Source organism: Myxococcota bacterium (genome assembly GCA_041389495.1).
Taxonomy (GTDB): Bacteria; Myxococcota_A; UBA9160; order UBA9160; family UBA4427; genus JAWKRT01.
The window spans coordinates 2,104,699-2,129,624 of sequence record JAWKRT010000001.1 but is presented as its reverse complement, the minus strand read 5'-3'; the positions used below and the strand labels follow the sequence as shown (position 1 = coordinate 2,129,624).

The 24,926-nt window shown below is 74.8% G+C and carries 27 protein-coding genes; 21 read left to right on the top strand and 6 right to left on the bottom strand.

What is annotated here, in order from left to right:
- Nucleotides 1-37: 37 nt before the first annotated feature.
- From R3E88_09430 to R3E88_09380, 11 genes are all read left to right on the top strand, one after another.
- The gene (locus R3E88_09430) at nt 38-988 is read left to right on the top strand and encodes a metalloregulator ArsR/SmtB family transcription factor (GenBank protein MEZ4216684.1); all 951 of its coding nucleotides are present in this window, start codon (nt 38-40) and stop codon (nt 986-988) included.
- Nucleotides 985-1,743, top strand: coding sequence for an HAD-IA family hydrolase (locus R3E88_09425; GenBank protein ID MEZ4216683.1), 759 nt, complete (start codon nt 985-987; stop codon nt 1,741-1,743). The genes R3E88_09430 and R3E88_09425 overlap by 4 nt, the downstream gene beginning before the upstream one ends.
- Before the next feature lie 84 nt (nt 1,744-1,827).
- Nucleotides 1,828-3,303, top strand: coding sequence for a metalloprotease TldD (tldD, locus tag R3E88_09420; protein MEZ4216682.1), 1,476 nt, complete (start codon nt 1,828-1,830; stop codon nt 3,301-3,303).
- Nucleotides 3,300-4,697: a metallopeptidase TldD-related protein gene (locus R3E88_09415; GenBank protein MEZ4216681.1), complete on the top strand. Its 1,398-nt coding sequence runs from the start codon at nt 3,300-3,302 to the stop codon at nt 4,695-4,697. Before tldD ends, R3E88_09415 begins: the two co-directional genes overlap by 4 nt.
- Complete coding sequence (locus R3E88_09410; protein MEZ4216680.1) at nt 4,694-5,578, top strand: MBL fold metallo-hydrolase; 885 nt, start codon at nt 4,694-4,696, stop codon at nt 5,576-5,578. The genes R3E88_09415 and R3E88_09410 overlap by 4 nt, the downstream gene beginning before the upstream one ends.
- A gap of 535 nt (nt 5,579-6,113) precedes the next feature.
- Complete coding sequence (locus R3E88_09405; protein ID MEZ4216679.1) at nt 6,114-6,485, top strand: hypothetical protein; 372 nt, start codon at nt 6,114-6,116, stop codon at nt 6,483-6,485.
- A gap of 89 nt (nt 6,486-6,574) precedes the next feature.
- On the top strand, nt 6,575-7,015 hold the full coding sequence (locus R3E88_09400; GenBank protein MEZ4216678.1) for a DoxX family protein: 441 nt from the start codon (nt 6,575-6,577) through the stop codon (nt 7,013-7,015).
- A 148-nt stretch (nt 7,016-7,163) separates the two neighbouring features.
- Nucleotides 7,164-8,648, top strand: coding sequence for a sulfatase-like hydrolase/transferase (locus R3E88_09395; protein ID MEZ4216677.1), 1,485 nt, complete (start codon nt 7,164-7,166; stop codon nt 8,646-8,648).
- 106 nt (nt 8,649-8,754) lie between these two features.
- Nucleotides 8,755-9,180 (top strand): rubrerythrin family protein, encoded by a 426-nt coding sequence (locus tag R3E88_09390; GenBank protein ID MEZ4216676.1) that lies wholly within the window; start codon nt 8,755-8,757, stop codon nt 9,178-9,180.
- Nucleotides 9,181-9,337: 157 nt separating this feature from the next.
- Nucleotides 9,338-10,624, top strand: a complete 1,287-nt coding sequence (locus R3E88_09385; protein ID MEZ4216675.1) for a heterodisulfide reductase-related iron-sulfur binding cluster — start codon at nt 9,338-9,340, stop codon at nt 10,622-10,624.
- Nucleotides 10,621-11,565 (top strand): DUF3501 family protein, encoded by a 945-nt coding sequence (locus R3E88_09380; protein ID MEZ4216674.1) that lies wholly within the window; start codon nt 10,621-10,623, stop codon nt 11,563-11,565. The genes R3E88_09385 and R3E88_09380 overlap by 4 nt, the downstream gene beginning before the upstream one ends.
- Before the next feature lie 25 nt (nt 11,566-11,590).
- On the opposite strand, the gene R3E88_09375 is transcribed toward R3E88_09380, so the two are convergent.
- The 5 genes from R3E88_09375 to R3E88_09355 are packed head-to-tail and all read right to left on the bottom strand — an operon-like array spanning nt 11,591 to nt 15,286.
- Entirely contained in the window at nt 11,591-12,016 is a 426-nt protein-coding gene (locus R3E88_09375; protein MEZ4216673.1) for a DUF2203 family protein, read from the bottom strand.
- The gene (locus R3E88_09370; protein ID MEZ4216672.1) at nt 12,009-12,950 is read right to left on the bottom strand and encodes an MlaD family protein; all 942 of its coding nucleotides are present in this window, start codon (nt 12,948-12,950) and stop codon (nt 12,009-12,011) included. The genes R3E88_09375 and R3E88_09370 overlap by 8 nt, the downstream gene beginning before the upstream one ends.
- The gene (locus R3E88_09365) at nt 12,940-13,839 is read right to left on the bottom strand and encodes an ABC transporter ATP-binding protein (GenBank protein ID MEZ4216671.1); all 900 of its coding nucleotides are present in this window, start codon (nt 13,837-13,839) and stop codon (nt 12,940-12,942) included. Before R3E88_09365 ends, R3E88_09370 begins: the two co-directional genes overlap by 11 nt.
- On the bottom strand, nt 13,836-14,669 hold the full coding sequence (locus R3E88_09360; protein MEZ4216670.1) for an ABC transporter permease: 834 nt from the start codon (nt 14,667-14,669) through the stop codon (nt 13,836-13,838). The genes R3E88_09365 and R3E88_09360 overlap by 4 nt, the downstream gene beginning before the upstream one ends.
- Nucleotides 14,666-15,286: a hypothetical protein gene (locus tag R3E88_09355; GenBank protein ID MEZ4216669.1), complete on the bottom strand. Its 621-nt coding sequence runs from the start codon at nt 15,284-15,286 to the stop codon at nt 14,666-14,668. Before R3E88_09355 ends, R3E88_09360 begins: the two co-directional genes overlap by 4 nt.
- A 95-nt stretch (nt 15,287-15,381) precedes the next feature.
- Between R3E88_09355 and R3E88_09350 the strand changes: the two genes are divergently transcribed.
- From R3E88_09350 to gcvPB, 10 genes are all read left to right on the top strand, one after another.
- Nucleotides 15,382-16,023 carry a Maf family protein gene (locus R3E88_09350; protein ID MEZ4216668.1) on the top strand — a complete coding sequence of 214 codons (642 nt, stop codon included), beginning with the start codon at nt 15,382-15,384 and terminating at the stop codon, nt 16,021-16,023.
- Nucleotides 16,020-16,853: a YggS family pyridoxal phosphate-dependent enzyme gene (locus R3E88_09345; protein ID MEZ4216667.1), complete on the top strand. Its 834-nt coding sequence runs from the start codon at nt 16,020-16,022 to the stop codon at nt 16,851-16,853. The genes R3E88_09350 and R3E88_09345 overlap by 4 nt, the downstream gene beginning before the upstream one ends.
- The gene (gene proC / locus R3E88_09340) at nt 16,850-17,722 is read left to right on the top strand and encodes a pyrroline-5-carboxylate reductase (GenBank protein MEZ4216666.1); all 873 of its coding nucleotides are present in this window, start codon (nt 16,850-16,852) and stop codon (nt 17,720-17,722) included. Before R3E88_09345 ends, proC begins: the two co-directional genes overlap by 4 nt.
- Nucleotides 17,723-17,864: 142 nt before the next feature.
- The gene (locus tag R3E88_09335; protein MEZ4216665.1) at nt 17,865-18,413 is read left to right on the top strand and encodes a DivIVA domain-containing protein; all 549 of its coding nucleotides are present in this window, start codon (nt 17,865-17,867) and stop codon (nt 18,411-18,413) included.
- A gap of 132 nt (nt 18,414-18,545) precedes the next feature.
- Nucleotides 18,546-18,917: a zinc ribbon domain-containing protein gene (locus R3E88_09330; protein MEZ4216664.1), complete on the top strand. Its 372-nt coding sequence runs from the start codon at nt 18,546-18,548 to the stop codon at nt 18,915-18,917.
- A 111-nt stretch (nt 18,918-19,028) separates the two neighbouring features.
- Entirely contained in the window at nt 19,029-19,907 is an 879-nt protein-coding gene (folD, locus tag R3E88_09325; protein ID MEZ4216663.1) for a bifunctional methylenetetrahydrofolate dehydrogenase/methenyltetrahydrofolate cyclohydrolase FolD, read from the top strand.
- A 6-nt stretch (nt 19,908-19,913) separates the two neighbouring features.
- Complete coding sequence (gene gcvT, locus R3E88_09320) at nt 19,914-21,038, top strand: glycine cleavage system aminomethyltransferase GcvT (protein MEZ4216662.1); 1,125 nt, start codon at nt 19,914-19,916, stop codon at nt 21,036-21,038.
- Between the two features lie 48 nt (nt 21,039-21,086).
- The gene (gene gcvH / locus R3E88_09315) at nt 21,087-21,485 is read left to right on the top strand and encodes a glycine cleavage system protein GcvH (GenBank protein MEZ4216661.1); all 399 of its coding nucleotides are present in this window, start codon (nt 21,087-21,089) and stop codon (nt 21,483-21,485) included.
- A complete protein-coding gene (gene gcvPA, locus R3E88_09310; protein MEZ4216660.1) occupies nt 21,482-22,849 on the top strand; it encodes an aminomethyl-transferring glycine dehydrogenase subunit GcvPA in 1,368 nt (455 codons plus the stop codon). Before gcvH ends, gcvPA begins: the two co-directional genes overlap by 4 nt.
- Entirely contained in the window at nt 22,846-24,378 is a 1,533-nt protein-coding gene (gene gcvPB / locus R3E88_09305) for an aminomethyl-transferring glycine dehydrogenase subunit GcvPB (protein ID MEZ4216659.1), read from the top strand. Before gcvPA ends, gcvPB begins: the two co-directional genes overlap by 4 nt.
- A 15-nt stretch (nt 24,379-24,393) precedes the next feature.
- Here the strand turns inward: gcvPB and R3E88_09300 are convergent, their stop codons facing one another.
- Nucleotides 24,394-24,912, bottom strand: a complete 519-nt coding sequence (locus R3E88_09300; protein ID MEZ4216658.1) for a hypothetical protein — start codon at nt 24,910-24,912, stop codon at nt 24,394-24,396.
- Nucleotides 24,913-24,926 lie beyond the last annotated feature (14 nt).

Here is a 24,926-nt window from a genome sequence, read left to right as displayed (position 1 = left end):
CGGGCCCCGCGCGCGAGTCGGTTAGGCTGTGCCCTCCATGAGCAGCGCGACCGACGAGCTCCAGAAGATCTTCAAGACGCTCTCCGACCCGACGCGCGTGCGCATCCTGCGGCTGCTCGAGTCCGAGGAGCTGATGGTGCAGGAGCTCATGGAGGTGCTCGGCATGGCGCAGTCGCGCGTGTCGCGGCACCTCGCGATCCTGCGCGAGGCGCGCCTGCTCGTCGACCGCCGCGACGGCACCTACGTCTTCTACCGCTTCGCGCCGCCCGCGTCGGGCGCCTGGCACGACACCTGGGAGGTCGTGCGCCGGAGCCTCGCGAACGACCCGACGGCGCGCCGCGACGAGGCCGCGCTCGAGCGTGTGATCGAGGCGCGCGGCGCGCGCGCCCGAAGCTTCTTCGACGCCGTCGGCCCCGAGTGGGACGCGCTGCGCAAGGTCTTCGACGACGACGTGCTGCGCGCGCGCGCGATCGCGCGCCTCGTCGACCCGGGGCTCCGCGTCGCCGACATCGGCACCGGCACGGGCGTGCTCGCGCTCGAGCTCGCGCGGCTCGGGCTCGACGTGGTCGGCGTCGATCGCTCGCGCCGCATGCTCGACACCGCGCGCGCGAAGATCGAGGCGGAGGGGCTCGCGCGCGTCGAGCTGCGCGAGGGCGACGCGAGCCGGCTCCCGATCGAGGACGCGAGCGTCGACGCGGCGCTCGCGCACATGGTGCTGCAGTACCTGCCGCAGCCCGCCGAGGCCGTGCGCGAGATGGCGCGCATCGTGCGCGCGGGCGGCGTCGTCGTGATCGTCGACTTCGTGCGGCACGACCAGGAGTGGATGCGCCACGAGCTCGGTGTGCAGTGGCAGGGCTTCTCGCCCGACGAGGTCGAGGGCTGGCTCGCGGCGAGCGGCCTCGCGCGCGCGAACGTGCAGGTCCACGACCCGCGCGCGCGCGGCCGCGACCTGCCCGCGACGTTCATCGCCTCCGCGCGCCGCGCATGACGGACGCGCCGCCGCCCGCGGACGCCGCGACGGGTGACGCCGCGACGGGCGACGGCGCGCCGCGCAGGTCGCGCGCGCCGCTCGAGGCCGTGCTGCTCGACGCGATGGGCACCCTGATCGAGCTCGCGGAGCCGCCGGGCGACACGTACGCGCGCATCGCGGCCGAGCACGGCGTCGCGCTCCCCGCGTGGCGCCTCGGCGACGCGTTCGAGCGCGTGCGCCGTCGCATGCCGCCCATGGTGTTCCCCGACGCGGACGCGCGCGACGTCCCGGCGCTCGAGCGCGCGTGGTGGCGCGATCTCGTGCGCCAGGTCTTCCTCGCGACCGACGGCACGGCGCACTTCGCCGACTTCGAGGCGTTCTTCGACGCGCTCTTCGCGCACTACGCGCGAGCGGCGGCCTGGCGGCTGCGGCCGGGCGCGCGCGACGCGCTCTCCGCCATGCGCGCCCGCGGCTGGCGGCTCGGCGTCGTCTCCAACTTCGACCATCGCCTCGCAGGAATCCTCGAAGACCTCGGGATTGCTAGCTTCTTCGACGTCGTCGCGACACCGGCGACGGCCCGGGCCGCGAAGCCCGACCCGGCCGCGCTCGCGGCCGCGCTCGCCGGCGTGCGCGCGCCCGCGGCCGCCTGCGCGTACGTGGGCGACGACGCGGCGCTCGACGCGCGCGCCGCCCGCGCCGCCGGGATGCGCTTCGTGGACGTCTCGGCGCTCGACGCGCTCGACGCGCTTCCGGCGCTCGTCGAGGCCGCCTAAGCTGGCCGACCGCCGCGCGGAGCCGCCCGCGCGCGCTCGCCGGGTGCGCCGCGCGCGCGCCCGGCCCGGGGAGGACGCAGCACCATGCCCGACGCCCGCAGCGACACCGCGGCCGACGCCCCGGCCGCGCAGCGCGCCGAGCGCTTCTTCCGCGAGCGCTTCGGCGTCGACGAGCGCGCGGCCGCGCGCGGCCTCGGCACGGCACTCGCGCGCGCCGTCGACGACGCCGACCTGTTCTTCGAGTACACGACGCAGGATGCGGTCTCGCTCGAGGAAGGCATCGTGAAGAGCGGCGACCGGCACGTCGCGCAGGGCGTGGGCGTGCGCGCGCGCCGCGGCGAGCGCCAGGGCTATGCGCACTCCGACGACATCACGCTCGAGAGCGTCGAGCTCGCCGCCGCGACGGCGCGCGCGATCTCGCAGTCGAGCGGCGAGGCCGGCTCCGTGGCGGTCGCGGGGCGCGCCCGCGCGCACGACCTCTACCCCGTCGCGACCGCGCCCACGGACGTCCCCGTCGAGCGCAAGATCGCGCTGCTCTCCGCCATCGACGCGCACGCGCGGGCGCGCGACCCGCGCGTCGTGCAGGTGATGGCGAGCGTCGTGTGCCAGCAGCGCTACGTGCTCGTCGCACGCGCCGACGGGTGCCTCTCGGGCGACGTGCTCCCGCTCGTGCGGCTCAACTGTCAGGTCATCGCCGCCGACGGCGGCCGTCGCGAGGTCGGCTACGAGGGCATGGGCGGACGCCATGCGCTCGACCGCCTGCTCGATCCCGCCGTCTGGCAGCCGCTCGTCGACGAGGCCGTGCGCACCGCGACGCTCAACCTCGAGGCCGCGCCCTGCCCGGCCGGCGAGATGGACGTCGTGCTCGGGCCGGGCTGGCCGGGCATCCTGCTGCACGAAGCCATCGGCCACGGCCTCGAAGGCGACTTCAACCGCAAGAAGACCTCGGCCTTCAGCGATCGCATCGGCGAGCGCGTCGCCGCCCCGGGCGTGACCGTCGTCGACGACGGAACGCTCCCCGGCCGCCGCGGCTCGCTCAACGTCGACGACGAAGGCACGCCGACGCAGCGCACGACGCTGATCGAGGACGGCGTGCTCACGGGCTACCTGCAGGATCGGCTGAACGCGCAGCTCATGGGCATGGCGCCGACGGGCAACGGCCGCCGCGAGAGCTACGCGCACCTGCCGCTCCCGCGCATGACCAACACGTTCATGCTCGCCGGCGACGACGCACCGGAGGACATCCTGCGCTCGGTGCGCAAGGGGCTCTACGCCGTCTCGTTCGGCGGCGGCCAGGTCGACATCACGAGCGGCAAGTTCGTGTTCAGCGCGAGCGAGGCCTACGAGATCGAGGACGGCCGGCTCGGCCGACCGGTCAAGGGAGCCACGCTGATCGGCAACGGGCCCGACGTGCTGCTGCGCGTCTCGCGCATCGGCAGCGACCTCGCGCTCGACCACGGCGTCGGCACCTGCGGCAAGGACGGCCAGGGCGTGCCGGTCGGCGTCGGCATGCCGACCGTGCGCATCGACGGCATCACGGTCGGCGGAACGCAGGGATGAGCGAGCCGACCCACGCCGACGCGGCCGAGATCGCCGCGCGCGCGATCGCGCGCGCGCGCGCCGCGGGCGCCGCCGCCTGCGACGTCGTGCTCGTCGCGTCGCGCTCGAGCGAGGCGCGCGTGCGCGACCGCGAGATCGACTTCGTGAAGCAGGCGCGCGAGCGCGGGCTCGGAATCCGCGTGCTCGTGCGCGACCCGAAGCGCGGCGCGGGCCTGTCGTCCGCCGTCACCTCGACGAGCGACCTCGCGCCCGCGGCCGTCGATCGCATGGCCGAGGAGACGGTCGCGCTCGCGCGCGCGACGGCGCCCGACCCGCACGCGGGCCTCCCCGAGGAAGGCTTCGCGCGCGACGCGGCCGGGCTCGACCTCGACCTGTACGAGGCCGCCGACGCGGACGTCCCGATCGAGGCGCGCATCGACGACGCCTTCGCGGCCGAGGCCGCGGCGCGCGCGACCGACCCGCGCATCGCGAACTCCGAGGGCACGCAGGTCGGCTCCGACGCGAGCTTCGTCACGTACGCGAACAGCGAGGGCTTCGTCGGGAGCTACGCGAGCGGCGCGCACTCGCTCTTCTGCGAGCCGCTCGCGCGCGACGCGCGCGGCATGCAGCGCGACTGGTGGATGACCGTCGCGCGGCGACTCGCCGCGCTCGAGCGCCCCGAGCGCGTCGGCCGCACCGCCGCCGAGCGCGCGCTGCGGCGGCTCGGCGCGCGCCGCGTCGCGACCTGCCGCGTCCCCGTGATCTTCGACGCCGTCACCGCGCCGAGCCTCGTGCGCCACGTGGCCGCGTGCGCGTCGGGCGGCGCCGTCTACCGGGAGTCGACCTTCCTCGCCGGCCGCCTCGGCGACGCGATCGCGAGCGAGCGCGTCACGATCGTCGACGACGGGAGGCTCCGCGGCGGGCTCGGCTCGAAGCCCTTCGACGGAGAGGGACTGCCGACGCGTCGCAACGTCCTCGTCGACGGAGGACGCCTGCGCACGTGGCTGCTCGACAGCTATGCGGCGCGCAAGCTCGGGATGGCCTCGACCGGCAACGCCTCGCGCGGCGTCGGCAGCGCGCCGGGCGTCGGCACCACGAACCTGTGGCTCGAGCCGGGCGACGGCGGCACGCTCGCCGACATCGTCGCCGCGACCGACCGCGGCCTGCTCGTGACCGAGCTCATCGGCATGGGCTTCAACCCCGTGACGGGCGACTACTCGCGCGGCGCGGCGGGCCTGTGGATCGAGAACGGCGAGATCGCGTATCCGGTCGAGGAGATCACGATCGCGGGCCACCTCGGCGACATGCTCGCGGCGATCGACCGGGTGGGCTCGGAGCTCGCGTGGCTCGGTGCGGCCGCGTCGCCACCGCTGCGCATCGCGGAGATGACGATCGCCGGCGAGGGAAGCGGATGACGACACCCCCCGTGATGCTCGGAATGCAGCTCCCCGACGTGGATGCGTGGAGCGAGCGCGTCCTCGTCGCGCTCGGCCAGAACCCGAGCGCCTTCACGGGCCCCGGCACGAACACCTACCTCGTCGGCACCGGCGCGGCGCGCATCCTCGTCGACCCCGGCCAGGGCCTCGACGCCTACCTCCCCGTGCTCGAGCGCGCGATCGAGCGCGCGGGCGGCGTCGCGATCGAGCGCATCGCGCTCACGCACGGCCACCCCGACCACATCGGCGGCTGCGAGCAGGTGATGCGGCGCTACGGCGAGGTGCCGGTGCACAAGTGCCCGTGGCCCGAGGTCGACGGCACCTACCCGTTCGCGATCGAGCCGCTCCGCGACGGCGAACGCGTCGCGACCGAGGGCGCGACGCTGCGCGCCGTGCACACGCCCGGCCACGCGCCCGACCACCTGTGCTTCGTGCTCGAGGAGGAAGGCGCGCTCTTCTCGGGCGACAACGTGCTCGGCGTCGGGACCACGGTGATCCCGTCGCAGAGCGGCGACCTCGGCGCCTACATGGCCTCGCTCGAGCGGCTGCTGGCCGAGGCGCCGACGCGCATCTACCCCGCGCACGGGCCGTGCATCGAGGACGGCGTCGCGAAGGTGCGCGAGTACATCGCGCACCGCCGCGAGCGCGACACGCAGATCCTCGCGGCGATCGAGGCCGGCGCGACGACGGTCGGCGAGATCGTGAAGATCGTCTACGCCGCGTATCCCGAGGCGCTCCACGCGGCCGCGGGCCAGTCGGTGACGTCGCACCTGCGCAAGCTCGAGCGCGAGGGGCGCGCGCGCCGCGCCGACCCGGACGAGGACGCGCTGGTCGCGCGCTGGACGTCGGCGCGGAGCTAGGCGGCGTGTCCGCGATCGCCGACGCGCTGCGGGACGGCGACGCCGCCGCGCGCAGCGACGCCTGCCGTCGCGCGTCGCGCGACCCGGCCGCCGCGTTCTTCGTCGAGGCGCTCGCGGCCGCGCTCGGCGACGCCGCGCCCGGCGTGCGGCGCGCCGCTGCGGACGCGCTCGTCGCCATCGCCGCGGCGGGCGGCGGTGCACCCCCAGCGGGCGACGCGACGCGACGCTCCGTCGAGCGCGCGCTCGCCGGGGCCCTGCGCGGTGCGCGCGGGCCCGCGCGCATCGCGGCCGTGCGCGCGCTCGCGCGCCTCGCGCCGCCCGATCCGGGGTGGCTTCCCGCCTGCGTCGACGCGCTCGGCGACGCCGACGGAGAGTCGCGCTGGCTCGCGGTGCGCACGATCGTCGCGATCGGACGCGCGGAGCCGTCGGCGACCGCCGTCGTCGCCGCGCTCGCGCGCGGCGACGACGCGAACGGCGTGGCGCGCGCCGCCGGGAACGCCGCGGCGGGGACGCGCCGAGCGCCGCGGCGCGGCGGATGGCGCTCTTCGCGTGGGCCGAGCTCGCGCCGGACGACGCGGCGCTGCCGGAGACCGTGCGCGCGCGCCTCGCCGCGCGCGCCGGCGACGCCGCCGAACGACGCGCGGCCGCGACCGTCGCCGCGCGCATCGACGACCCGCCCGCCGCGCTCATCGACGCGCTGCTCGCCGTCGCCGAGGAGCCGGGCGAGCGCGACGACGCGCTGCGCGCGCGCGCCGCCCTCGCGCTCGCCGCGATCGCGGCGCGGCGTGCGGAGCTGCGCCCGCACATCGCCGATCGCCTCGCGCGCGCGGCGTCGCGCGACCGCACGGGCGTCCTCGCGAGCGCCGCGGCCCGCGCGAAGGGCGTGACGCGCGGCACCGGCGCGTGATACCCAATGCGCGCCCGCTCACCGAAGGCCGCCCGCACGGAGCGCGCGCGCGCGCGTCGCGCCCGCGCCCTGCACGAGGAGAACCGCGCATGGACCTGTCGAGCCTGTTGACCGCGAGCAGCGACGGCGCCGTCGATCTCGCCCTGCTCGTCGTCCGCCTGTTCATCGGGCCCTGCTTCGTCGTGCACGCGCTCGGCAAGCTCGGCGTGGTCGGCAGCGGGAGCCTCGACGGGTTCGCCGCGTGGCTCGCCGACCTCGGCGTTCCGTTCGCGGCCCTGCAGGCGCGCATGGCGATGCTCTCCGAGCTCGTCGGCGGAGTGCTCCTCGCGGTCGGGCTCTTCACGCGCCCGGCGGCGCTGGTGCTGATCTTCACGATGCTCGTCGCGGGCACCGTCGGTCACCGCGGCGCGGGCTACCTGATCACGAACGACCCGCCCGGCGCGGAGTACACGATCAACCTGGCGGCGATCTGCGCGGCCGTCCTGATCGCGGGCCCCGGCGCGCTCTCGCTCGACGCCGCGCTCTTCTAGCGCCCGCGCTGCGGCAGCGGACCGGCAGGCCCGCCGCAGTCCGCGGGCCTCGCTTCGGGCCGGCTCGTGCGGGCGCGGCGCGCCCGTGCGATTCCTCTTGCCACCCGCCGGCCGCCGGCACACCCTCCCGCGCCGAGGAATCGGCTGCATGGGTCGGCGCTCGCTCGGCCTCGCGATGGCGTTCGGTCTGCTGCGCGCACTCGCGGCGCCGATTGCGCATGCCGACGCTCCGCCCAATCTGATCGTCGTCGTGCTCGACGACATCGGAATCGACCGCGTCGGCGCCTTCGGCAGCGCGACGTCCGGACCGACCCCCCACATCGACGCGCTCGCGGCGCAGGGCGTGCGCTTCGACCGCTTCTGGGCGCAGCCCGTCTGCTCGCCGTTCCGCGCGTCCGCACTCACGGGGCTCGAGCCATGGCAGCACGGCGTCGGGAGCGTGATCTTCCCCGACGGCGAGGCGCGCGCGATCGGGCTCGATCCGAACGCCGACACGATCGCGAAGCGGCTGCGCGCGGCGGGCTATCGCACCGAGGCGATCGGAAAGTGGCACCTGGCGGGCGACCCCGTGCCGACGGGGCTCCACCCGCTCCTGTCCGGCTTCGACCACCATCGCGGCACGCTCGGCAACCCGGCCGACAGCGGTGGCAACTACTCCCGTTACGTGAAGTGCAGGGACGGCTCCTGCTGGATGCGCGAGCACCGCCCCTACCTCACCACCGACACGACGAACGACGCGATCGACGTCCTGTACGGCAGCGAGCCCTTCTTCCTGTGGCTCGCCTTCAACGCAGCGCACGTCCCGCTCCACGTCCCGCCGCCCTACCTGCACTCGTTCGCCGTCTCGAACTGCTTCGCGACGCCGGCGACGAAGGTCGAGTGCTCGAAGGCGATCACCGAAGCCGTCGACCGCGAGCTCGGTCGGTTCCTCACCTACGTCGACTGGAGCACGACGACCGTCATCGTCGTCTCGGACAACGGGACCTCCGCGAACGTCCTCGAGCCGCCCGATCCCGACCGGGGAAAGGCGACGCTGTACGAATCGGGGATCCACACGCCGTTGATCGTGCGCGGGAGCGCCGTCGCTCCGGGTGCGGTGGGCGGCGTCTCGCACGCGCTCGTCCAGGCTTCGGACCTGTTTGCGACGGTGCTCGAGCTGGCCGGCCTCGGCGATGCGCCGCCGAGCTCGATCAGCTTCGCCGCGCAGCTCGTCGACCCGGCGGCGCCGTCCGCGCGCACGCACGCGTTCGCGGAGACGTTCACGCCGAACGGCGGCCCGCCCGACCCGTCGCGCAAGCACGGCCGCGCAGTGCGCGACGACCGATACAAGCTGATCGAATGGGCCCAGGACGACGAACGGCGCATCGAGATGTACGACCTCGGCGGGAGCGCGCCCGACGTCGACGAGACGAACGACCTGCTCGCCGGAGGCCCGCTCGACGCGAGCGAGTCCGCCGCACTCGCCACGCTCACGCGCGCGCTCGCGACGACGGGTGCCCTGCCCGTGCCGAGCGCGACGCTCGCGAGCCCATCCGGTGCGGCGGGCGCGGCCGCGCTGCTCGCGCTCGGCAGCGCGCTCGCGACCGCGCGCCGCGAGCGCGCGCGACGCGCACGGCGGCGCGCGCGCGATTGACACGAGCGTCGCCGCTTGGCCACCATGGCGCGCTCCCACGAGCCACCCGACGAGCGATGCCGCAGGAGCGGGCCCGTCGCTCGCGCACCACCACGCAGGAGACTCCATGGCGAAGCTCAACGGCACCAAGACGCACCAGAACCTGAAGGACGCGTTCGCCGGCGAATCGCAGGCCAACCGCCGCTACCTCTACTTCGCGAAGCAGGCCGACATCGAGGGCTACCCCGAGGTCGGGGGCCTGTTCCGCGACACGGCCGAGGCCGAGACGGGTCACGCGCACGGCCACCTCGACTTCCTCAAGGCCGCCGGCGACCCGGCGACGGGCAAGCCCATCGGCGACACGTCCGCGAACCTCGGCGCGGCGGTCGCCGGCGAGACCTACGAGTACACGGAGATGTACCCGGGCATGGCGAAGACCGCGCGCGACGAGGGCCTCGGCGACGTCGCCGACTGGTTCGAGACGCTGGCGAAGGCCGAGAAGTCTCACGCCGGCCGCTTCCAGAAGGCGCTCGACGGGCTCGAGGAGCTCTGAGCCGCGCGCGCTCGCGCGCGCCGCGGATGCGCGCGAGACCGCCGCGCACGCACGGCACGCGCGACGAGAGACGGAGGGGAGGTGGCGCGCGCCACCTCCCCTCTTCGCTTCGCGCGCGCGCCTTGGCCCCGCGACACCGCGGGCTAGAGTCGCGCGCATGAAGGTGGACCCGCCCGAGCTCCCGACGTCGCAGTGGTCGTACGACGACCCGGGCTTCTGGGACGAGGACGCGCTCTTCCGCGAGCTCCGCCGCGTCGGCGACATCTGCCACCAGTGCCGCCGCTGCCTGCCCCTCTGCCCGTCCTTCCCGAAGCTCTTCGAGCTCGTCGACGCGACCGACGACGAGATCGCCGGCGTCGCACGGGCGGGCTTCGACGAGGTGAACGAGCTCTGCTTCCACTGCAAGCAGTGCTTCAACCACTGTCCGTACACGCCGCCGCACGAATGGGACGTCGACTTCCCGCAGCTCATGCGCCGCCACCAGCTCGTGCGCACGAAGCGCGACGGCGTCCCGCTCTCCCGCCGCCTCGCGACGAACACGGATCTGCTCGGCAGGGTCGGCCGCGCGGCGCCGGCGCTCCTCAACCTCGCCAACACGAACCGGCTGTCGCGCGTCGCGATGGAGAAGACGGTCGGCATCCACCGCGACTGGGTGATGCCGTCGTACACGTCCGACACGGTCGATCGCTGGTTCGGCGCGCGCGGCCCGCGCGCCGAGGGCGCGAACGGGCGCGCCGTCCTGTTCACCACGTGCAGCGTGAACTACAGCGACCCGGCCGCGGGGCGCGCCGCCGTCCTCGTCCTCGAGCGCAGCGACGTGCGCGTCGACGTCTGCTACGAGCGCTGCTGCGGCATGCCGCACACCGACACGGGCGACCTCGACGCCGTGCGCGCGAACGCGCGCCGCAACGTCGACGACCTGCTCCCCCACGTCGAGGCGGGCGCCGCCGTCGTCGTGCCCGGGCCGTCCTGCTCGCTGCTGATCCGCAACGAGTACCCGAAGCTCCTCGGCACGGAGGCCGCGCGCCGCGTCGCCGACGCGACGATCGACCTGATGGAGTTCCTGCTCCGCCTCGGCAAGGAGAAGCGCCTGAACCGCGACTTCACGCGGCCGCTCGGACGCGTCGCCTACCACGCCCCGTGCCATCTGCGCGCGCAGAACGTCGGCTTCCCGTCGCGCGCGCTGCTCAAGGCCGCCGGCGCGGACGTCGTGCTCGTCGACGCCTGCTCGGGCGTCGACGGCACGTGGGGAATGCAGGCGCGCTTCCACGACGCGTCGATGCAGGTCGCGAGCCGCATGCTCGAACGCATCGAGGCGGCCGAGGCCGACCACGTCGCCACCGAGTGCCCGCTCTCCGCGCTGCGCATCGAGGAGGCGACCGGCCGCAAGGCGCTCCACCCGATCGTCCTGCTCCACCGCGCGTACGGCGGCGACGAAGCGTGAGCGCGCTCGCCGCGAGCGACCTCCTCGACCGCGCGCGCTACGAGCGCGTGCGCGACGCGTACCGCGCGCGCGTGATCGCGCACAAGCGCGATCGCCGCGTCGCCGTCGGCGAGCTCGTCTCGCTCGTCTTCGAGGATCGCGAGACCGTCCGCTACCAGATCCTCGAGATGGCGCGCGTCGAGCGCATCGACGACCCCGCGAAGCTCGCGCACGAGATCGAAGTGTACGGCGAGCTCCTCCCCACTTCGCACGAGCTCGCGGCGACGCTGTTCATCGAGATCCCGGAGATGGGCCGCATCCGCAGCGAGCTCGACCGCCTGCTCGGCATCGACGCGCACGTCGCGCTCGTCGTCGGCCGCGGCGACGGCGCCGCGCGCGTGCGCGCGCGCTTCGACGAGCGACAGATGGAGGCCGACCGCATCTCGGCCGTCCACTACCTCCGCTTCCCGCTCGACGACGGCGCGCGCGCGCGCTTCCTCGCGAGCGACGACGCGGAGCCCGCGCGCCTCGTGATCGACCACCCGGCCTACGCCTTCGAGACGGAGCTCGCGGGCGGAGTGCGCGAGAGCCTGCGGCGCGACCTGCGCGGCGAGACGCCGTCGCTGCTCGACCCGTCCTCGGTGCCCGCCGGCGCACCGACCGCTCCGGTGCGCGTGCTCGAGGAGGACGCCCTCGTGCGCGTCGTCGAGCCCGCGCTCCGGCGGCGCGTCGTGCACCTGCGCGTCGAGCCGCGCGCAGCCGTCGCCTCGCTCGCCGACTGCGAGCCCGCGGTGGCGGCCGCGCTGTTCGAGAAGGCGCGCGGGATCGCCGGCTCGCTCGCCGCGCGCGGAGTCGCGGCGCGCGTCGTCGGGGTGTTCCCGGCGGCGGACGGACGCGCAGCGCCCGCGGACGCCGGCGCCGCGCTCGAGGTCGTCTCGCTCGAGGCCTCGACCGACGCCTAGCGTCGCCGCGGGCGTGGCGCGCGCGTCACTGGATGCGCACGCGCGAAGCGAAGCCCTCGTCGTAGCCGTGGAAGTGCGCGACGTCGTGCTCCGGCCAGCGCCAGCAGTAGTACCCGCTGCCGTTGTCGAAGTCGACGAGCCACGCGCCCTTCACCTCGAGACCGAGCGCCTCCATCTCGCGCACCCAGCGGGAGATGCACGCGCGCAGGCGCGCCTCCACGCGCGCGCGCTCGTCGCCGGCATCGAACGCGTCCTCGTCGGCCGCGGGCGCCGCGTCGTCGCCCGCCTCGTCGGCGTCGTCGCCCGTCTCGGCCCCGGGCCGCTCCGCGAGCGCGCGCCGCTCGGCGTCGAGCGCCTCGAACTCGCGGACGGCGCGCTCGGTGCGCGCGCGCACCTCGGGCAGCAGCGCGCGCGCCGTCTCGAGGCTCCAGCGTCGCCGCTCGTCACTCACGCCCCGACTCCACCGACATGCGGATCAGCGAGCGCACGACGCCGCTCCGCTGCGCGCCGCCGACGAGGATCTTCAGGTCCTCGTAGAGCGTCGGGTCATTCAGCATGAGCCCGAACGTGCCCTCGCCGCGGTCGACCTTCGCGAGGATGGAGTTGAGGCGCGCACCCGCCTCGAGCACCTCGACGACGAGATCCTGCTCGTTCGTCTCCTTGTAGATCAGGTCGTGCAGGATGCCCTCGCCCGTGCGCACGGCGTTCAGGATGTGCTCGAGCGACGCGAGCGAGCGCTCGATGCTCTCGACGCCTCCGCCCGCGTAGTTGTCGTACACGAGGCTGTGCAGCAGGCCGTCGCCGTCGCGGACCTCGAGCGCGAGGTCGTTCAGCGCGTGCGCCGTCTCGGCGAGATTGCGCCCGAGCTCGCCGCTGCGCAGCTGTCCGACCACGCCGTCGACGTCCTCCGCGAGCGACGCGATCGAGTCGAGCGCGAGGCCCGCCTTCGAGATCAGCGCGCCGAGCCCGACGGGCGTCACGGTCGCGATCTCGTCGCCGTCGCGCAGCGGCCCGGCGGAGAGCGTGCCGATCCCGATCTCCACGTACGAGTCGCCGAGCACCCCGATCGTCCCGACGCTCGCCGTCGAGTCGCCGCGCACGAGCTCCTGCACGTCCATGTCGATGCGCAGCTCGACCTCGATCGGGTGCCGCCCGCCGAGCTCGCCGAAGCGCACGCTCTCGACGCGGCCGACCTCGCGGCCGGCGAGCCACACGGGCGCGTTCGCCTGCAGGCCGAGCACGTTCTCGAAGTGCGCGACGAGCCGGTAGCGCGGCCGGAAGAAGCCGCGCTCCGCCGAGAGCGACACGACGACGATCGCGAACGCCGCGAGACACGCGACGACGAAGCCCCCGACGATCACGCGCACCCGCCGCTCACCGTCCACGTTCCGCCTCCTTCCGGCTCTCGTCGCCCGGCCCGCCGTCGCCCGGACCGTCGTCGCCCGCCTCCGCGTGCGCGGCGGCCGCGTCGTCCTCGCCCTCGCCGTCGAGGAACTCGGCGACGGCCGGCAGCGCGCCGGCCCGCAGCTCCTCGATCGAGCCCTCCTCGCACACGACCCCGTGGCGCAGCAGCGCCACGCGGTCCGAGATCGTCTTGCACAGCTCGAGATCGTGCGTGACGACGACCGACGTCGCGTGCAGGCGCTGCTGCAGCGAGCGGATGAGCCGCCCGATGCGGCGCGAGTTGCCCGGGTCGAGGCCGGTCGTCGGCTCGTCGTAGAGGATGGCGCTCGGCTCGAGCGCGATCGCGCGCGCGACGCCGACGCGCTTGCGCATCCCGCCGGAGAGCGCGGCGGGCATGCGGCGCTCGACGCCCGCGAGCCCGACCGCCTCGAGGCACTGCGCGACGCGCCGCGCGATGCGCTCCTCGGGCCAGTCCTCGTGCTCGCGCAGCGGGTAGGCGAGGTTCTCGTAGACGTCAAGCGAATCGAACAGCGCGGCGCCCTGGAAGACGTAGCCGATGCGGCGGCGCACGGGGATCCACTCGGCCTCGCCGAACGCCGTCGCGTCGACGCCGTCGACGACGACGCGTCCCGCGTCGGGGCGCAGCAGTCCGACCAGGTGCTTGAGCAGCACGCTCTTGCCCGAGCCCGAGCCGCCGAGGATCGTGAACACGCTGCCGCGCGGGACGACGAGGTCGACGCCGCGCAGCACGCGGTTCGCGCCGAACCGCTTGTGCAGCCCGCGGATCTCGACGAACGGAAGCGCGCCGTCGTCGGTGCGCGCCGCCGTCCCGTCCGTCGCCGCCGTCGTGCCGACCGCGCTCCCGCTCATAGCATCAGCAGCAGCTTGCTCAGGAAGAAGTCCGAGACGAAGACGGCGATCGACGAGACGACGACCGCGCGCGTCGTCGCCTTCCCCACGCCGACCGTGCCGCCGCGCGTGTGCACGCCCGTGTAGCAGGCGACCGACGCGACGATCCATCCGAACACGAACGTCTTCCCGATGCCCTGGAGGAAGTTCTCGAGCGTCACCGTCGTGGTCACGGTGCTCATGTAGAAGTCGGCGCCGATGCCGTTCTGGCCCGCGATCAGGCCGCCGCCGAGCACGCCGAGCACGTCGGCGACGACGGTCAGCAGCGGCAGGCCGAACGTGCACGCGAGGACGCGCGGCAGCACGAGCTTCTGCACGGGGTCGGCACCGAGCGCGCGGATCGCGTCGATCTGCTCCGTCACCGCCATCGACCCGAGCTCGGCGGCGATGCCCGCACCGACGCGGCCCGAGACCATCAGCGCCGTCAGCACGGGCCCGAGCTCGAGCGCGATCGCGAGCCCGACGAAGCTGCCCGTGTACGGCTTCGCGCCGAAGCGCGAGAGCGACACGACCGTTTGCAGCGCGAGCACCATCCCGGTGAAGAGCGCGGTGACGCCGACGATCGCGAGCGAGCGCACCGCGAGCGACTCGAACTGCGCGACGACGTCGCGCGCCGGGAAGCGCGGCGCGAGCACCGTGCGCCAGGTGCGCGCGCCGAGGAGCAGGAAGTCGCCGAAGGCGTCGAGCCCGTCGAGCACGCGGTCGCCGAGGCGCTCGAGCGCGAGCTCGCGCGCACCGTCGCCGCCCGGCGCGCCGCCCGCGCCTTCGTCCCCCCGCGACGCGGCCGTCACGACGCGCCTCCGCGCGACGGCTCGAAGCTCTGCCACCAGCGCTCGAACGCGGCATCGACGGCCGGGTCGCTCGCGTCGACGAGCACCCAGTCCATCGTGCATCCGCCGCCGCGCAGCGTCACGCTGCGCACGAGCACGGCGCGACTTCCTTCGTAGGCGCGGAAGAGCTGCTGCCAGCCGTCGTCGCCGCGCAGCGTGACGGCGCGCGACTCGATCACCTCCTCGTCCGCGCCGCGGATCCCGATCCGCAGCTGGCGCGCGAGGACGGCGGCCGGCGCATCGCCGCGCCCGCACTCCCGCAGCATCGTGAGCGTCGCACCCGTCGAGGCGCGGTACGCGAGCACCGCGCCGGCCACCCGGATGCGTTCGAAGGCCGGCGTCGACGGCGTCGGCGCGCTGTCGGCGGCGCGCGACGACACGCGCGCGAGGTCGGCGATCGCGAAGCGCCCGTCGGCGTCGTGCCAGCGGCCGTCGTCGCCGCGCTCGACCCCGTCCGCGCCACGCCAGGGCCACGGGAGGCCGCCGCTCGCGCAGCCCGCGCTCGCGAGCGCCGCCGCGAGCGCGAGCGCGATTCCGAGCGAGCGCACGGCGCGCCGGACGGACGGCGATCGTTGCATGCGCGAACGCTACCGCATCGCCTCGCCGTCGAGCGCCGCGCGCGCGACGCCGCGCGCGCTTGACGCTAGGCGGGGCCGGGGGTACTCCCGCCGCCGTGCCTGCCCGCGTCGCCGCCGCCGCTCCCGCCCCCCGCCTCGTGCTCGCGAGCGCCTCGCCGCGCCGGCGCGAGCTGCTGGCGCGCGCCGGCTTCGCCTTCGAGGTCGAGCCCGCCGACATCCCGGAGGAGCGCGCCCCCGAAGAGGCGCCCGAGGCGTTCGCGCGGCGCCTCGCGCGCGAGAAGGTGCTCGCCGTCGCGGCGCGCGCGCCCGGGGCCGTCGTGCTCGGCGCCGACACGATCGTCGTGCTCGGCGGCGACGTGCTCGGCAAGCCGCGCGACCCGGAGCACGCGGTCGCCCTGCTCTCGCGCCTGGTCGGCCGCGCGCACGTCGTCGTCACCGCGGTCGCCGTGTGCGCGGGAGGCGTCGCGCGCGAGGTCGCGGTCGCGAGCGAGGTGCGGATGCGCGACGCGACGCGCGACGAGATCCGCGCCTACGTCGCGACCGGCGAGCCGCTCGACAAGGCCGGGGCCTACGGACTCCAGGGCGAGGGGCGCCGCTTCGTCGTCGCCGTCGCCGGGAGCGAGACGAACGTGATCGGCCTGCCCGTCGCCGAGACGGTCGCCCTGCTGCGCGCGGCGGGTGTCGCGCCGTCCGCGCCCGCTGCGCGCGACCGCGGCGCGACGGCGGATCGCGCGTGAGCGGGCGCGCCGAAGCCGCGCTCCGCGACGCGGCGCGCGCGCTCGCGCCCGAGCTCGGCGAGCGGCTCGCGGCCGTGCGCGCGCGCATCGCGGCGGCCGCGCGCCGCGCCGGGCGCGCGCCCGACGAGGTGCGGCTCGTCGCCGTGTCGAAGCGCCAGCCCCTCGAGCGCATCGCGGCCGCCGTGCTCGCCGGCGCGCGGGACCTCGGCGAGAACTACGTGCAGGAGGCGCGCGACAAGCGCGATGCCGTGCTCGCCGCGGTGGCGGGCGACGCACCGCCGCCGCGCTGGCACCTGATCGGGCCGCTCCAGCGCAACAAGGCGGCCGCGGCCGTCGCGCTCTTCGACACGGTCGAGACCGTCGACCGCGCGGCGCTCGCCGACGAGCTCGCGCGCCGCGCGGCGGCGGCGGGCCGCGTGCTGCCGGTGCTCCTGCAGGTGAACGTCGACGGCGACGACCGCAAGAGCGGCGTCGCGCCCGAGGGCGCGGAGGCCCTCCTCGCCGCGTGCGCGCGCCACGGCGCCCTGCGCATCGAGGGGCTGATGACGATCCCGCGCGCCGCCGGTCCGGACGCGGCGCGGGCCGCCTTCGCGCGGCTGCGCGCGCTGCGCGATAGGCTCCGCAGCGCGCCGGGCGGCGCCGGGCTGCGCGAGCTCTCGATGGGCATGTCGGGCGACTTCGAGATCGCGGTCGAGGAAGGCGCGACGTCGGTGCGCGTCGGCACCGCGATCTTCGGCGAGCGCGAGGACGCGCCGCGGCCCGCCCCCGGCGGAAGCGACGGCGATGCGAGCGGCGGCCCGGGCGCGGCGAGCGACGGAGGACGGACGTGACGGCAGCGACGGATGCGACGGAGTCGACCGCGGCGGTGCGCGGGAGCGACGCGCTCGGCGCGCTCCGGATCGGCTTCACCGGCTGCGGGGCGATGGCGCGCGCGCTGGCGGGCGGCCTCGTCGCGGCGGGGGTCCGCCGCGACCACCTGTGCGCGAGCGACCCGGTCGCGGCGGCGCGCGAGGCGTTCGGCGCGCACGTCGGCGCCGAGGCGCTCGAGGACAACGCGCGCGTCGTCGAGCGGAGCGACGTCGTCGTGCTCGCCGTCAAGCCGGGCGTCGTCGACCCGGCGCTCGCGGCACTCGCGGGCCGGCCGGGCCTCGATGCGAAGCTGTGGGTCTCGATCGCGGCGGGCGTGCCGATCCACGCGATCGCGGCGCGCCTCCCGGCCGGCGCCCGCATCGTCCGCGCGATGCCCAACACGCCGGCGCTCGCGCGGAGCGGCGCGACGGCGTTCGTGGCGAACGCGCACGCGACGCAGGCCGATCGCACCGCGGCGCGCGCGCTCTTCGAGGCCGTCGGCTACGCGTGGGAGGCGCCGAGCGAGGCGCTCCTCGACGCGGTCACGGGGCTCTCGGGAAGCGGGCCGGCCTACGTGTTCCTGTTCCTCGAGGCGCTCGGCGACGCCGGCGTCCGAGCCGGCCTGCCGCGCGACGCGGCCTACGCCCTCGCCTTCCACACGGTGCGCGGCGCCGCGCAGCTCGCGATCGAGTCGGGCCTCCACCCGGCCGCCCTGAAGGACCAGGTGACCTCGCCCGGCGGCACGACCATCGCCGGCCTCGAGCGCCTCGAGGCGGGCGGCGTCCGCGCCGCCCTGCACGAGGCGGTCGCCGCGGCGACGCGCCGCTCGCGCGAGCTCGGCGGCAGCTGAGCGGGCGCCGGGCGCAGCCGGCCAACCGCTAAAGCCCGCGCCGGCTTGCGCCGATCGGCTGCCGCAGCGCGAAGCGGAGTTGCCGCCTCGCGAGCCCGGCCCGATCGACGCCGGGCGATTCCGCCGCCCGCTGGGAGTGCGCATGCGCCTGACGCCGCTCGACATTCGTGGCCACAAGTTCCGGTCGGCGTGGCGCGGCCTCGACGCGGTCGAGGTCGAGACGTTCCTCGCGGGCGTCGCCGAGGACTACGAGGCCGTCGTGCGCGAGTCGGAGTCGCGGGCCGACCAGATCCGTCGGCTCGAAGCGAGGCTCGAGGAGCTCTCGCTCAACGAGGCGCTCCTCAAGGAGACCCTCGTGACGGCCCAGAACCTGGGCGACGAGCTGCGCAAGACGGCCCAGACGCAGGCCGACGTGCTGCTCGCCGAGGCCGAGGTGAAGGCGGAGAAGATCCTCGACGCCGCCCATCGCCGGGCCGCGCGGCTCTCGGAGGAGATCCGAAGCCTGCGCGGGCTCCGCAGCCGGCTCGCGAGCGCGCTGCGGACCTCGATCGGAACGCACCTGTCGCTCGTCGACGCGCTCGCGGCCGATCCGGATGCCGACGAGGCCGTGCTCGAAGGCGAGCTGCTCGACGGCGACGCGCCGCTCGGCGGGCCGCGCGCGAGCGCGACGCGGGGCCCGACGTCGACGTAGCGGCCCCCTCGACCGCGTCCGCGCGGCGGCCGGTCGTCGCGCGGCGGGGTTGCCATCGGCGGTGGAGCGCGCATTCTCGGGCGCCCGTCGAGCGGATGCCGACGCGACCCGACCCGTCCCTGGAGGCCCTGCATGCCGGTCTACGAGTACCTCTGCGCGAAGTGCGAGCACGAGTTCGAGCGCGAGCAGCGCATCACCGACGCCCCGGTGAAGACGTGCCCGAAGTGCAAGTCGCGCCGCGTCAAGCGCCTGATCTCCCAAACATCGTTCGTGCTGAAGGGCGGCGGCTGGTACGCGGACGGCTACGGCAGCAAGAAGGACGGCAAGAAGTCGGACGACGGCGGCGCGTCGAGCGGCGACGCGGGCGCGAGCAAGAGCGAAGCCGCGAGCACCTCGAACGAGTCGACCTCCGAGTCCGCTCCGAAGAAGGACAAGGACGCGAAGGGCTCGGCCACGAAGAAGTCGAAGTCGGGCGCGGGCAAGTCGAAGGCGAAGGCCGCGTAGCGCGCTCCTCGGCCCGCATCGCACACGGAACGGCGAACGCGCCCGCGCGCCTCACGGCGCGCGGGCGCGTCGTTATACTGGCGCCCGCTCATTCGGAGGGGGTGCCGCCACATGGGTCAGGCCGCGTCCGGCCACATCGAAACGCGCATCGTCGACGGGCTCGCGCTCGCGAAGGCGATTCGCAAGGAGCTCGCCGAGGAGATCGGCGCGCTCGTCGCGAAGGGCCATCGCGCGCCGAAGCTCGCCGTCGTGCTCGTCGGCGACGACCCCGCGAGCCTCTCGTACATCAAGGGCAAGCAGCGCGCGTGCGCGAACATCGGGATGGACTCGGTCGAGCACCTGCTCCCCGAGCGCACGACGCAGGCCGAGCTGCTCGCGCTGCTCGCCGCGCTCAACGAAGACGACGCGGTCGACGGCATCCTCGTACAGCTCCCGCTCCCGAAGCACATCGACCCCAACGTCGTCGCCGAGGCGATCGACCCCGAGAAGGACGCCGACGCGCTGCATCCGACGACGGCCGGCCGCATGCTGAAGGGGACGGCCGAGCTCGTCTCGTGCACGCCGCTCGGCGTGCTCGCCGTGCTCGACCACTACCAGGTGCCGCTCGAGGGCGCGCACGCCGTCGTGATCGGACGCAGCGAGATCGTCGGCAAGCCCGTCTCGTTCCTGCTCCAGCAGCGCAACGCGACCGTCACGATGTGCCACTCGCGCACGCGCGACCTGCCCGGCCTGTGCCGCACGGCCGACGTGATCGTCGCGGCCGCGGGCGTGCCGCGCATGGTGAAGGCCGACTGGATCCGACCGGGCGCGGCGGTGATGGACGTCGGCGTCTCCGAGGTCGACGGCGCGCTCGTCGGCGACGTCGACTTCGAGAACGCGATCGGCGTGGCCGGCATCCTCACGCCGTCGCGCCGCGGCATCGGCCCGATGACGATCACGATGCTGCTGCGCAACACCGTGCGCGCGTACCGCAAGCGCAAGGGCGTGTAGGCCGGCATGGGACTCCGCCGCACCCCTCTCCACGCCGTGCACGCCGCGCTCGGTGCGAGGCTCGTCGAGTTCGGCGGCTTCGAGATGCCCGTGCAGTACGCGGGCATCAAGCACGAGCACGCCGCCGTGCGCGAGCGCGCGGGCGTCTTCGACGTGTCGCACATGGGCCAGATCCACTTCTCGGGCCCGGCCGCCGCGGCGACGCTCGAGCGGCTGCTCACCTGCCCGGTCGACACGCTCGCGCACGGCGCCGTCCGCTACGGGCTCCTGTGCAACGACGGCGGCGGCGTGGTCGACGACGTCACCGTCTACCGCGTCGCCGACGACGTCTTCTTCCTGTGCGTGAACGCCGCCAACATCGAGAAGGACCTGGCGTGGATCCTCGCGCACGCGCCCGAGGACGCGGGCGTGCGCGACCGGAGCGCCGAGACGGGGCTGCTCGCCGTGCAGGGGCCCGAGGCGCCGCAGAAGCTCGTCGCGATCGGCGCGACCGACGCGCCCGGCATCCGCCGCTTCCGCTTCGCGCCGGCGCTCGTCGTGGGCGGCATCGAGGCCATCGTCTCGCGCACCGGCTACACGGGCTCCGACGGCTACGAGGTCTACGTCGGCGCGGGCGACGTCGCGCGCGTCTTCGAGGCGCTCGTCGAGGCGGGCGCCGAGCCCTGCGGCCTCGGCGCCCGCGACACGCTGCGGCTCGAGGCGGCGCTCCCGCTCTACGGCCACGAGCTCGACGACGAGACCTCGCCGCTCGAGGCCGGGCTCGACCGCTTCGTGAAGCGCGAGCGCGGCGGGTTCCTCGGCGCCGAGGCGATCGAGAAGCGCGCGGCCGAGGGGCATGCGCGCCGGCTCGTCGGCTTCGAGCTGGTCGGCCGCGGCGTCGCGCGGGCCGGCTACCCGCTGCTCGCGCCGGCCTCCGCCGGCGGCGGTGCGATCGGCGCCGTCACGTCGGGCGCGCCCTCGCCCACCCTCGGCAAAGCCATCGGACTCGGCTACATCCGTCGCGAGTTCGCCGAGGCCGGCACCGCGATCCAGGTCGAGATCCGCGGGAACGGCGTCGAGGCGCGCGTCGTGCCGACTCCCTTCGTGCGCGCGCGACAGGATGCACGGGCCCCGCGAGGCAGGGCCCGGTAGGAGCGGAGCACGCGCGTCGCGAGCGCGCGCGCCGCAGGAGGATTCCGCGTGGCCGACTACGAGCTCCCCGACGAGAACTTCTACAGCAGCGAGGACGAGTGGGTGCGCGTCGAGGGGAAGCGCGCCTACGTCGGCATCACCGACTACGCACAGGACCAGCTCGGCGACATCGTGTTCGTCGAGCTGCCGACGGTCGGCACGACGCTCCAGCAGGGCGACACGTTCGGCGTCGTCGAGTCGGTGAAGGCGGTCTCCGACCTCTACGCGCCGATCTCGGGCGAGGTCGTGGAAGTGAACGAGGACCTCGCCGATTCGCCCGAGGCGATCAACGAGTCATGCTACGGGGACGGCTGGATGATCGTGATCGAGCCGTCGGACACGGGCGAGTTCGACTCGCTGATGAACTCGGCCGACTACCTCCAGTACATCAAGGATCGCCAGGAGTGAGCTTCCGCTACATCCCCCACACCGACGAGGACGTCGCCCGCATGCTCGAGGCGATCGACGTCGCGAGCGTCGAGGCCCTGTTCGCGCCGATCCCCGAGAAGCACCGCCTCGCGCGGCCGCTCGACCTGCCCGTCGCCGCGAGCGAGCTCGAGGTGACGCGCGAGCTCTCGCGGCTCGCCGCGCGCAACGCGAACCTCGAGACGCACGACTGGTTCCTCGGCGCGGGCACCTACGCGCACTGGATCCCGAGCGCGATCGACGCGCTCGTCTCGCGCGCCGAGTTCACCACCGCGTACACGCCCTACCAGGCCGAGATCAGCCAGGGAACGCTGCAGACCATCTTCGAGTGGCAGACGATGATGTCGTCGCTCACCGGGATGGAGGTGTCGAACGCGTCGATGTACGACGGCGCGTCGGCGACCGCCGAGGCCGCGCTGATGGCGATGCGCTCGACGCGGCGCTCCCGCGTCGTCGTGAGCGAAGGTCTCCACCCGCGCTACCGCGCCGTGCTCGAGACCTACCTCGACGGCCTCGAGACCGAGATCGCGACGCTCCCGCTCGGCGCGGACGGCCGCACGCTCGCCTCCGCCGTCGACGACGCGACGGCCTGCGTGATCGCGCAGCAGCCGAACTTCTTCGGCTGCGTCGAGGCGCTGCCCGCGCTCGCCGAGGCCGCGCACGCGGCGGGCGCGCTGCTCGTCACGTCCGTCGCGGAAGCGCTCTCGCTCGCGCTGCTCGTCCCGCCCGGCGCGCAGGGCGCCGACGTCGTGTGCGGCGAGGCGCAGAGCTTCGGCGTCCCCATGGGCTTCGGCGGCCCGCACCTCGGCTTCATGACGACGACGCAGAAGCGCGTGCGACAGATGCCGGGCCGGCTCGTCGGCGAGACGGTGGATGCGCGCGGCCGCCGCGGCTTCGTGCTCACGCTCTCGACGCGCGAGCAGCACATCCGGCGCGAGCGCGCGACGAGCAACATCTGCACGAACCAGGGCCTGTGCCTGACGATGGCGACGATCTACCTGACGCTGATGGGCCGCCGCGGCCTGCGCGAGCTCGCGGAGCAGAACCTCGCGAAGGCCGCGTACGCGAAGGCGCGCGTCGCCGACACGCCGGGCGTCGAGCTCGTGCACGCGGCGCCCTCGTTCAACGAGTTCGCGGTGCGCGTCGCGGGCGGCGCCGGGCCGGCGCTCGCGCGCGCGCTCGACGCGGGATGCGTCGGCGGCCTCGACCTCTCCGAGCGCCCGCGCGGCGAGGGCGGCCTCGACGACGCGGTGCTCGTCGCCGCGACCGAGCTCGCGAGCCGCGACGCCATCGACCGCCTCGTCGACGCGCTCGCCGGCCGCGCGCGGGCCGGAGGACGCGCATGAGCCCCGCGCCGCAGTCGCCCGCTCCCGCCCTGCCCTCGTTCGACAACGTCGCCGGCGGCACGACCTACGAGGAGCCGCTCTCGTTCGAGCTCTCGCGCGAGGGCCGACGCGGCGTGCAGCTGCCGCCGCTCGACGTGCCGGCCGTCGACGCGGCCACCGTGCTCGGCGCGGAGGCCGTGCGCGACGACGTGCTCGACCTGCCCGAGATGTCGGAGGTCGACGTCGTCCGCCACTTCACGCGCATGTCGACCTGGAACGCGGCCGTCGACTTCGGGCTCTACCCGCTCGGGTCGTGCACGATGAAGTACAACCCGAAGATCAACGAGCGCATGGCGCGGCTGCCGGGCTTCGCGCACGCGCACCCGCTCCAGCCCGAGGCGCTGTCGCAGGGCTTCCTCGAGCTCGCCTGGCGCCTCGAGCGCCACCTCGCCGAGGTGAGCGGAATGGACCGCGTGAGCCTGCAGCCGGCCGCCGGCGCGCAGGGCGAGCTCGCCGGCATCATGATGATCCGCGCCTATCACGAGAAGCGCGGCGAACGGCGCACGAAGGTCCTGATCCCGGACACCGCGCACGGCACGAACCCCGCGAGCGCCGCGCTCAACTCCTACGAGTGCGTCGAGATCCCGTCCGGCCCCGACGGCATCCTGCACCCCGACGCGGTCGCGGCCGCGATGAGCGACGACGTCGCCGCGATCATGATCACGAACCCGAACACGCTCGGGCTCTTCGAGAAGCACATCGCGCGCATCTGCGAGATCGTGCACGCGGGCGGCGGGCTCGTGTACGGCGACGGCGCGAACCTGAACGCCACGCTCGGCATCGCGCGCCCGGGCGACCTCGGCATCGACGTGATGCACTTCAACCTGCACAAGACGTTCTCGACGCCGCACGGCGGGGGCGGCCCGGGCGCGGGCCCGGTCGGCGTGAAGAACGTGCTCGCGCCCTACCTGCCCGTGCCCGTCGTCGCGCGCGACGAGGGAGCCGAGGGCGAGCGGTTCCGGCTCGACTGGGACCTGCCGCGCTCGATCGGCAAGCTGCACGGCTACTTCGGCAACGTCGGCATGTTCGTGCGGGCCTACACGTACCTGCGCAGCCTCGGGCCCGACGGCCTGCGGCGCTGCGCCGAGATGGCCGTGCTCAACGCCAACTACGTGCTCGCGCGGCTGCGCGACGTCTACCACGTCCCGTACGACGAGCCGGTGATGCACGAGTGCGTGCTGTCGGACCGCAGGCTCGAGGACACGGGCGTCACGACGCTCGACGTCGCGAAGCGACTGATCGACTACGGCTACCACCCGCCGACGACCTACTTCCCGCTCATCGTGCACGGCGCGCTGATGATCGAGCCGACGGAGAGCGAGAGCCTCGAGGGGCTCGACCGCTTCGTCGCGACGCTGCGCGCGATCGAGCGCGAGGCCCGCGAGGAGCCGGAGCTCGTGAAGTCCGCGCCCGTGCGCGCCCGCCACGCGCGCCTCGACGAGACGCGCGCGGCCCGCCACCCCGTCCTGCGCTGGCAGCGCCCCGCCTAACGACGCGTCGCGCGTCTAGACGCCCTTCTGCTTGGTCTTCGCGATCAGGTTGAGCGGCCAGACGAAGTTCGGCGGGCTGTTCGTGCGGTCGATGTTCGCCGCCGAGCAGGTGATCTTCGTCGACGTCGAGAGCACCCGGAAGCTCCCCTGGAAGACGTTTCCGACGCTCGGGATCGACACGTCGCCGAAGGTGTAGGCGATGCCGCCGCCGTCGTTCTTCACCTCCCACGTGATCGTCCTGCCCGGCGCCGTCATGAGAGACACTCCGATACCCGTGGCGACGTCGTTGAGCACCGTCGCGTCCCACTGGTAGACCTCGACGGCCATCATGACGTCCTTCGACTTCTCGAGCGACGTGCACAGGACCACGAGACCCGTGTTGGCGTCGATCCGGACGCCGGAGCCGGTGAAGACGTGCGTCGCGCGCGTCGTGCCGTTCAGCAGCGGCACCGGGTCGGCCGGGCCGGCCTGCGCAGCGCGCGCGAACGCGAAGGCGACGGCGAACGCCGCCGCGAGGGACATCACTCGTGCCACGATGGATTCCTCCT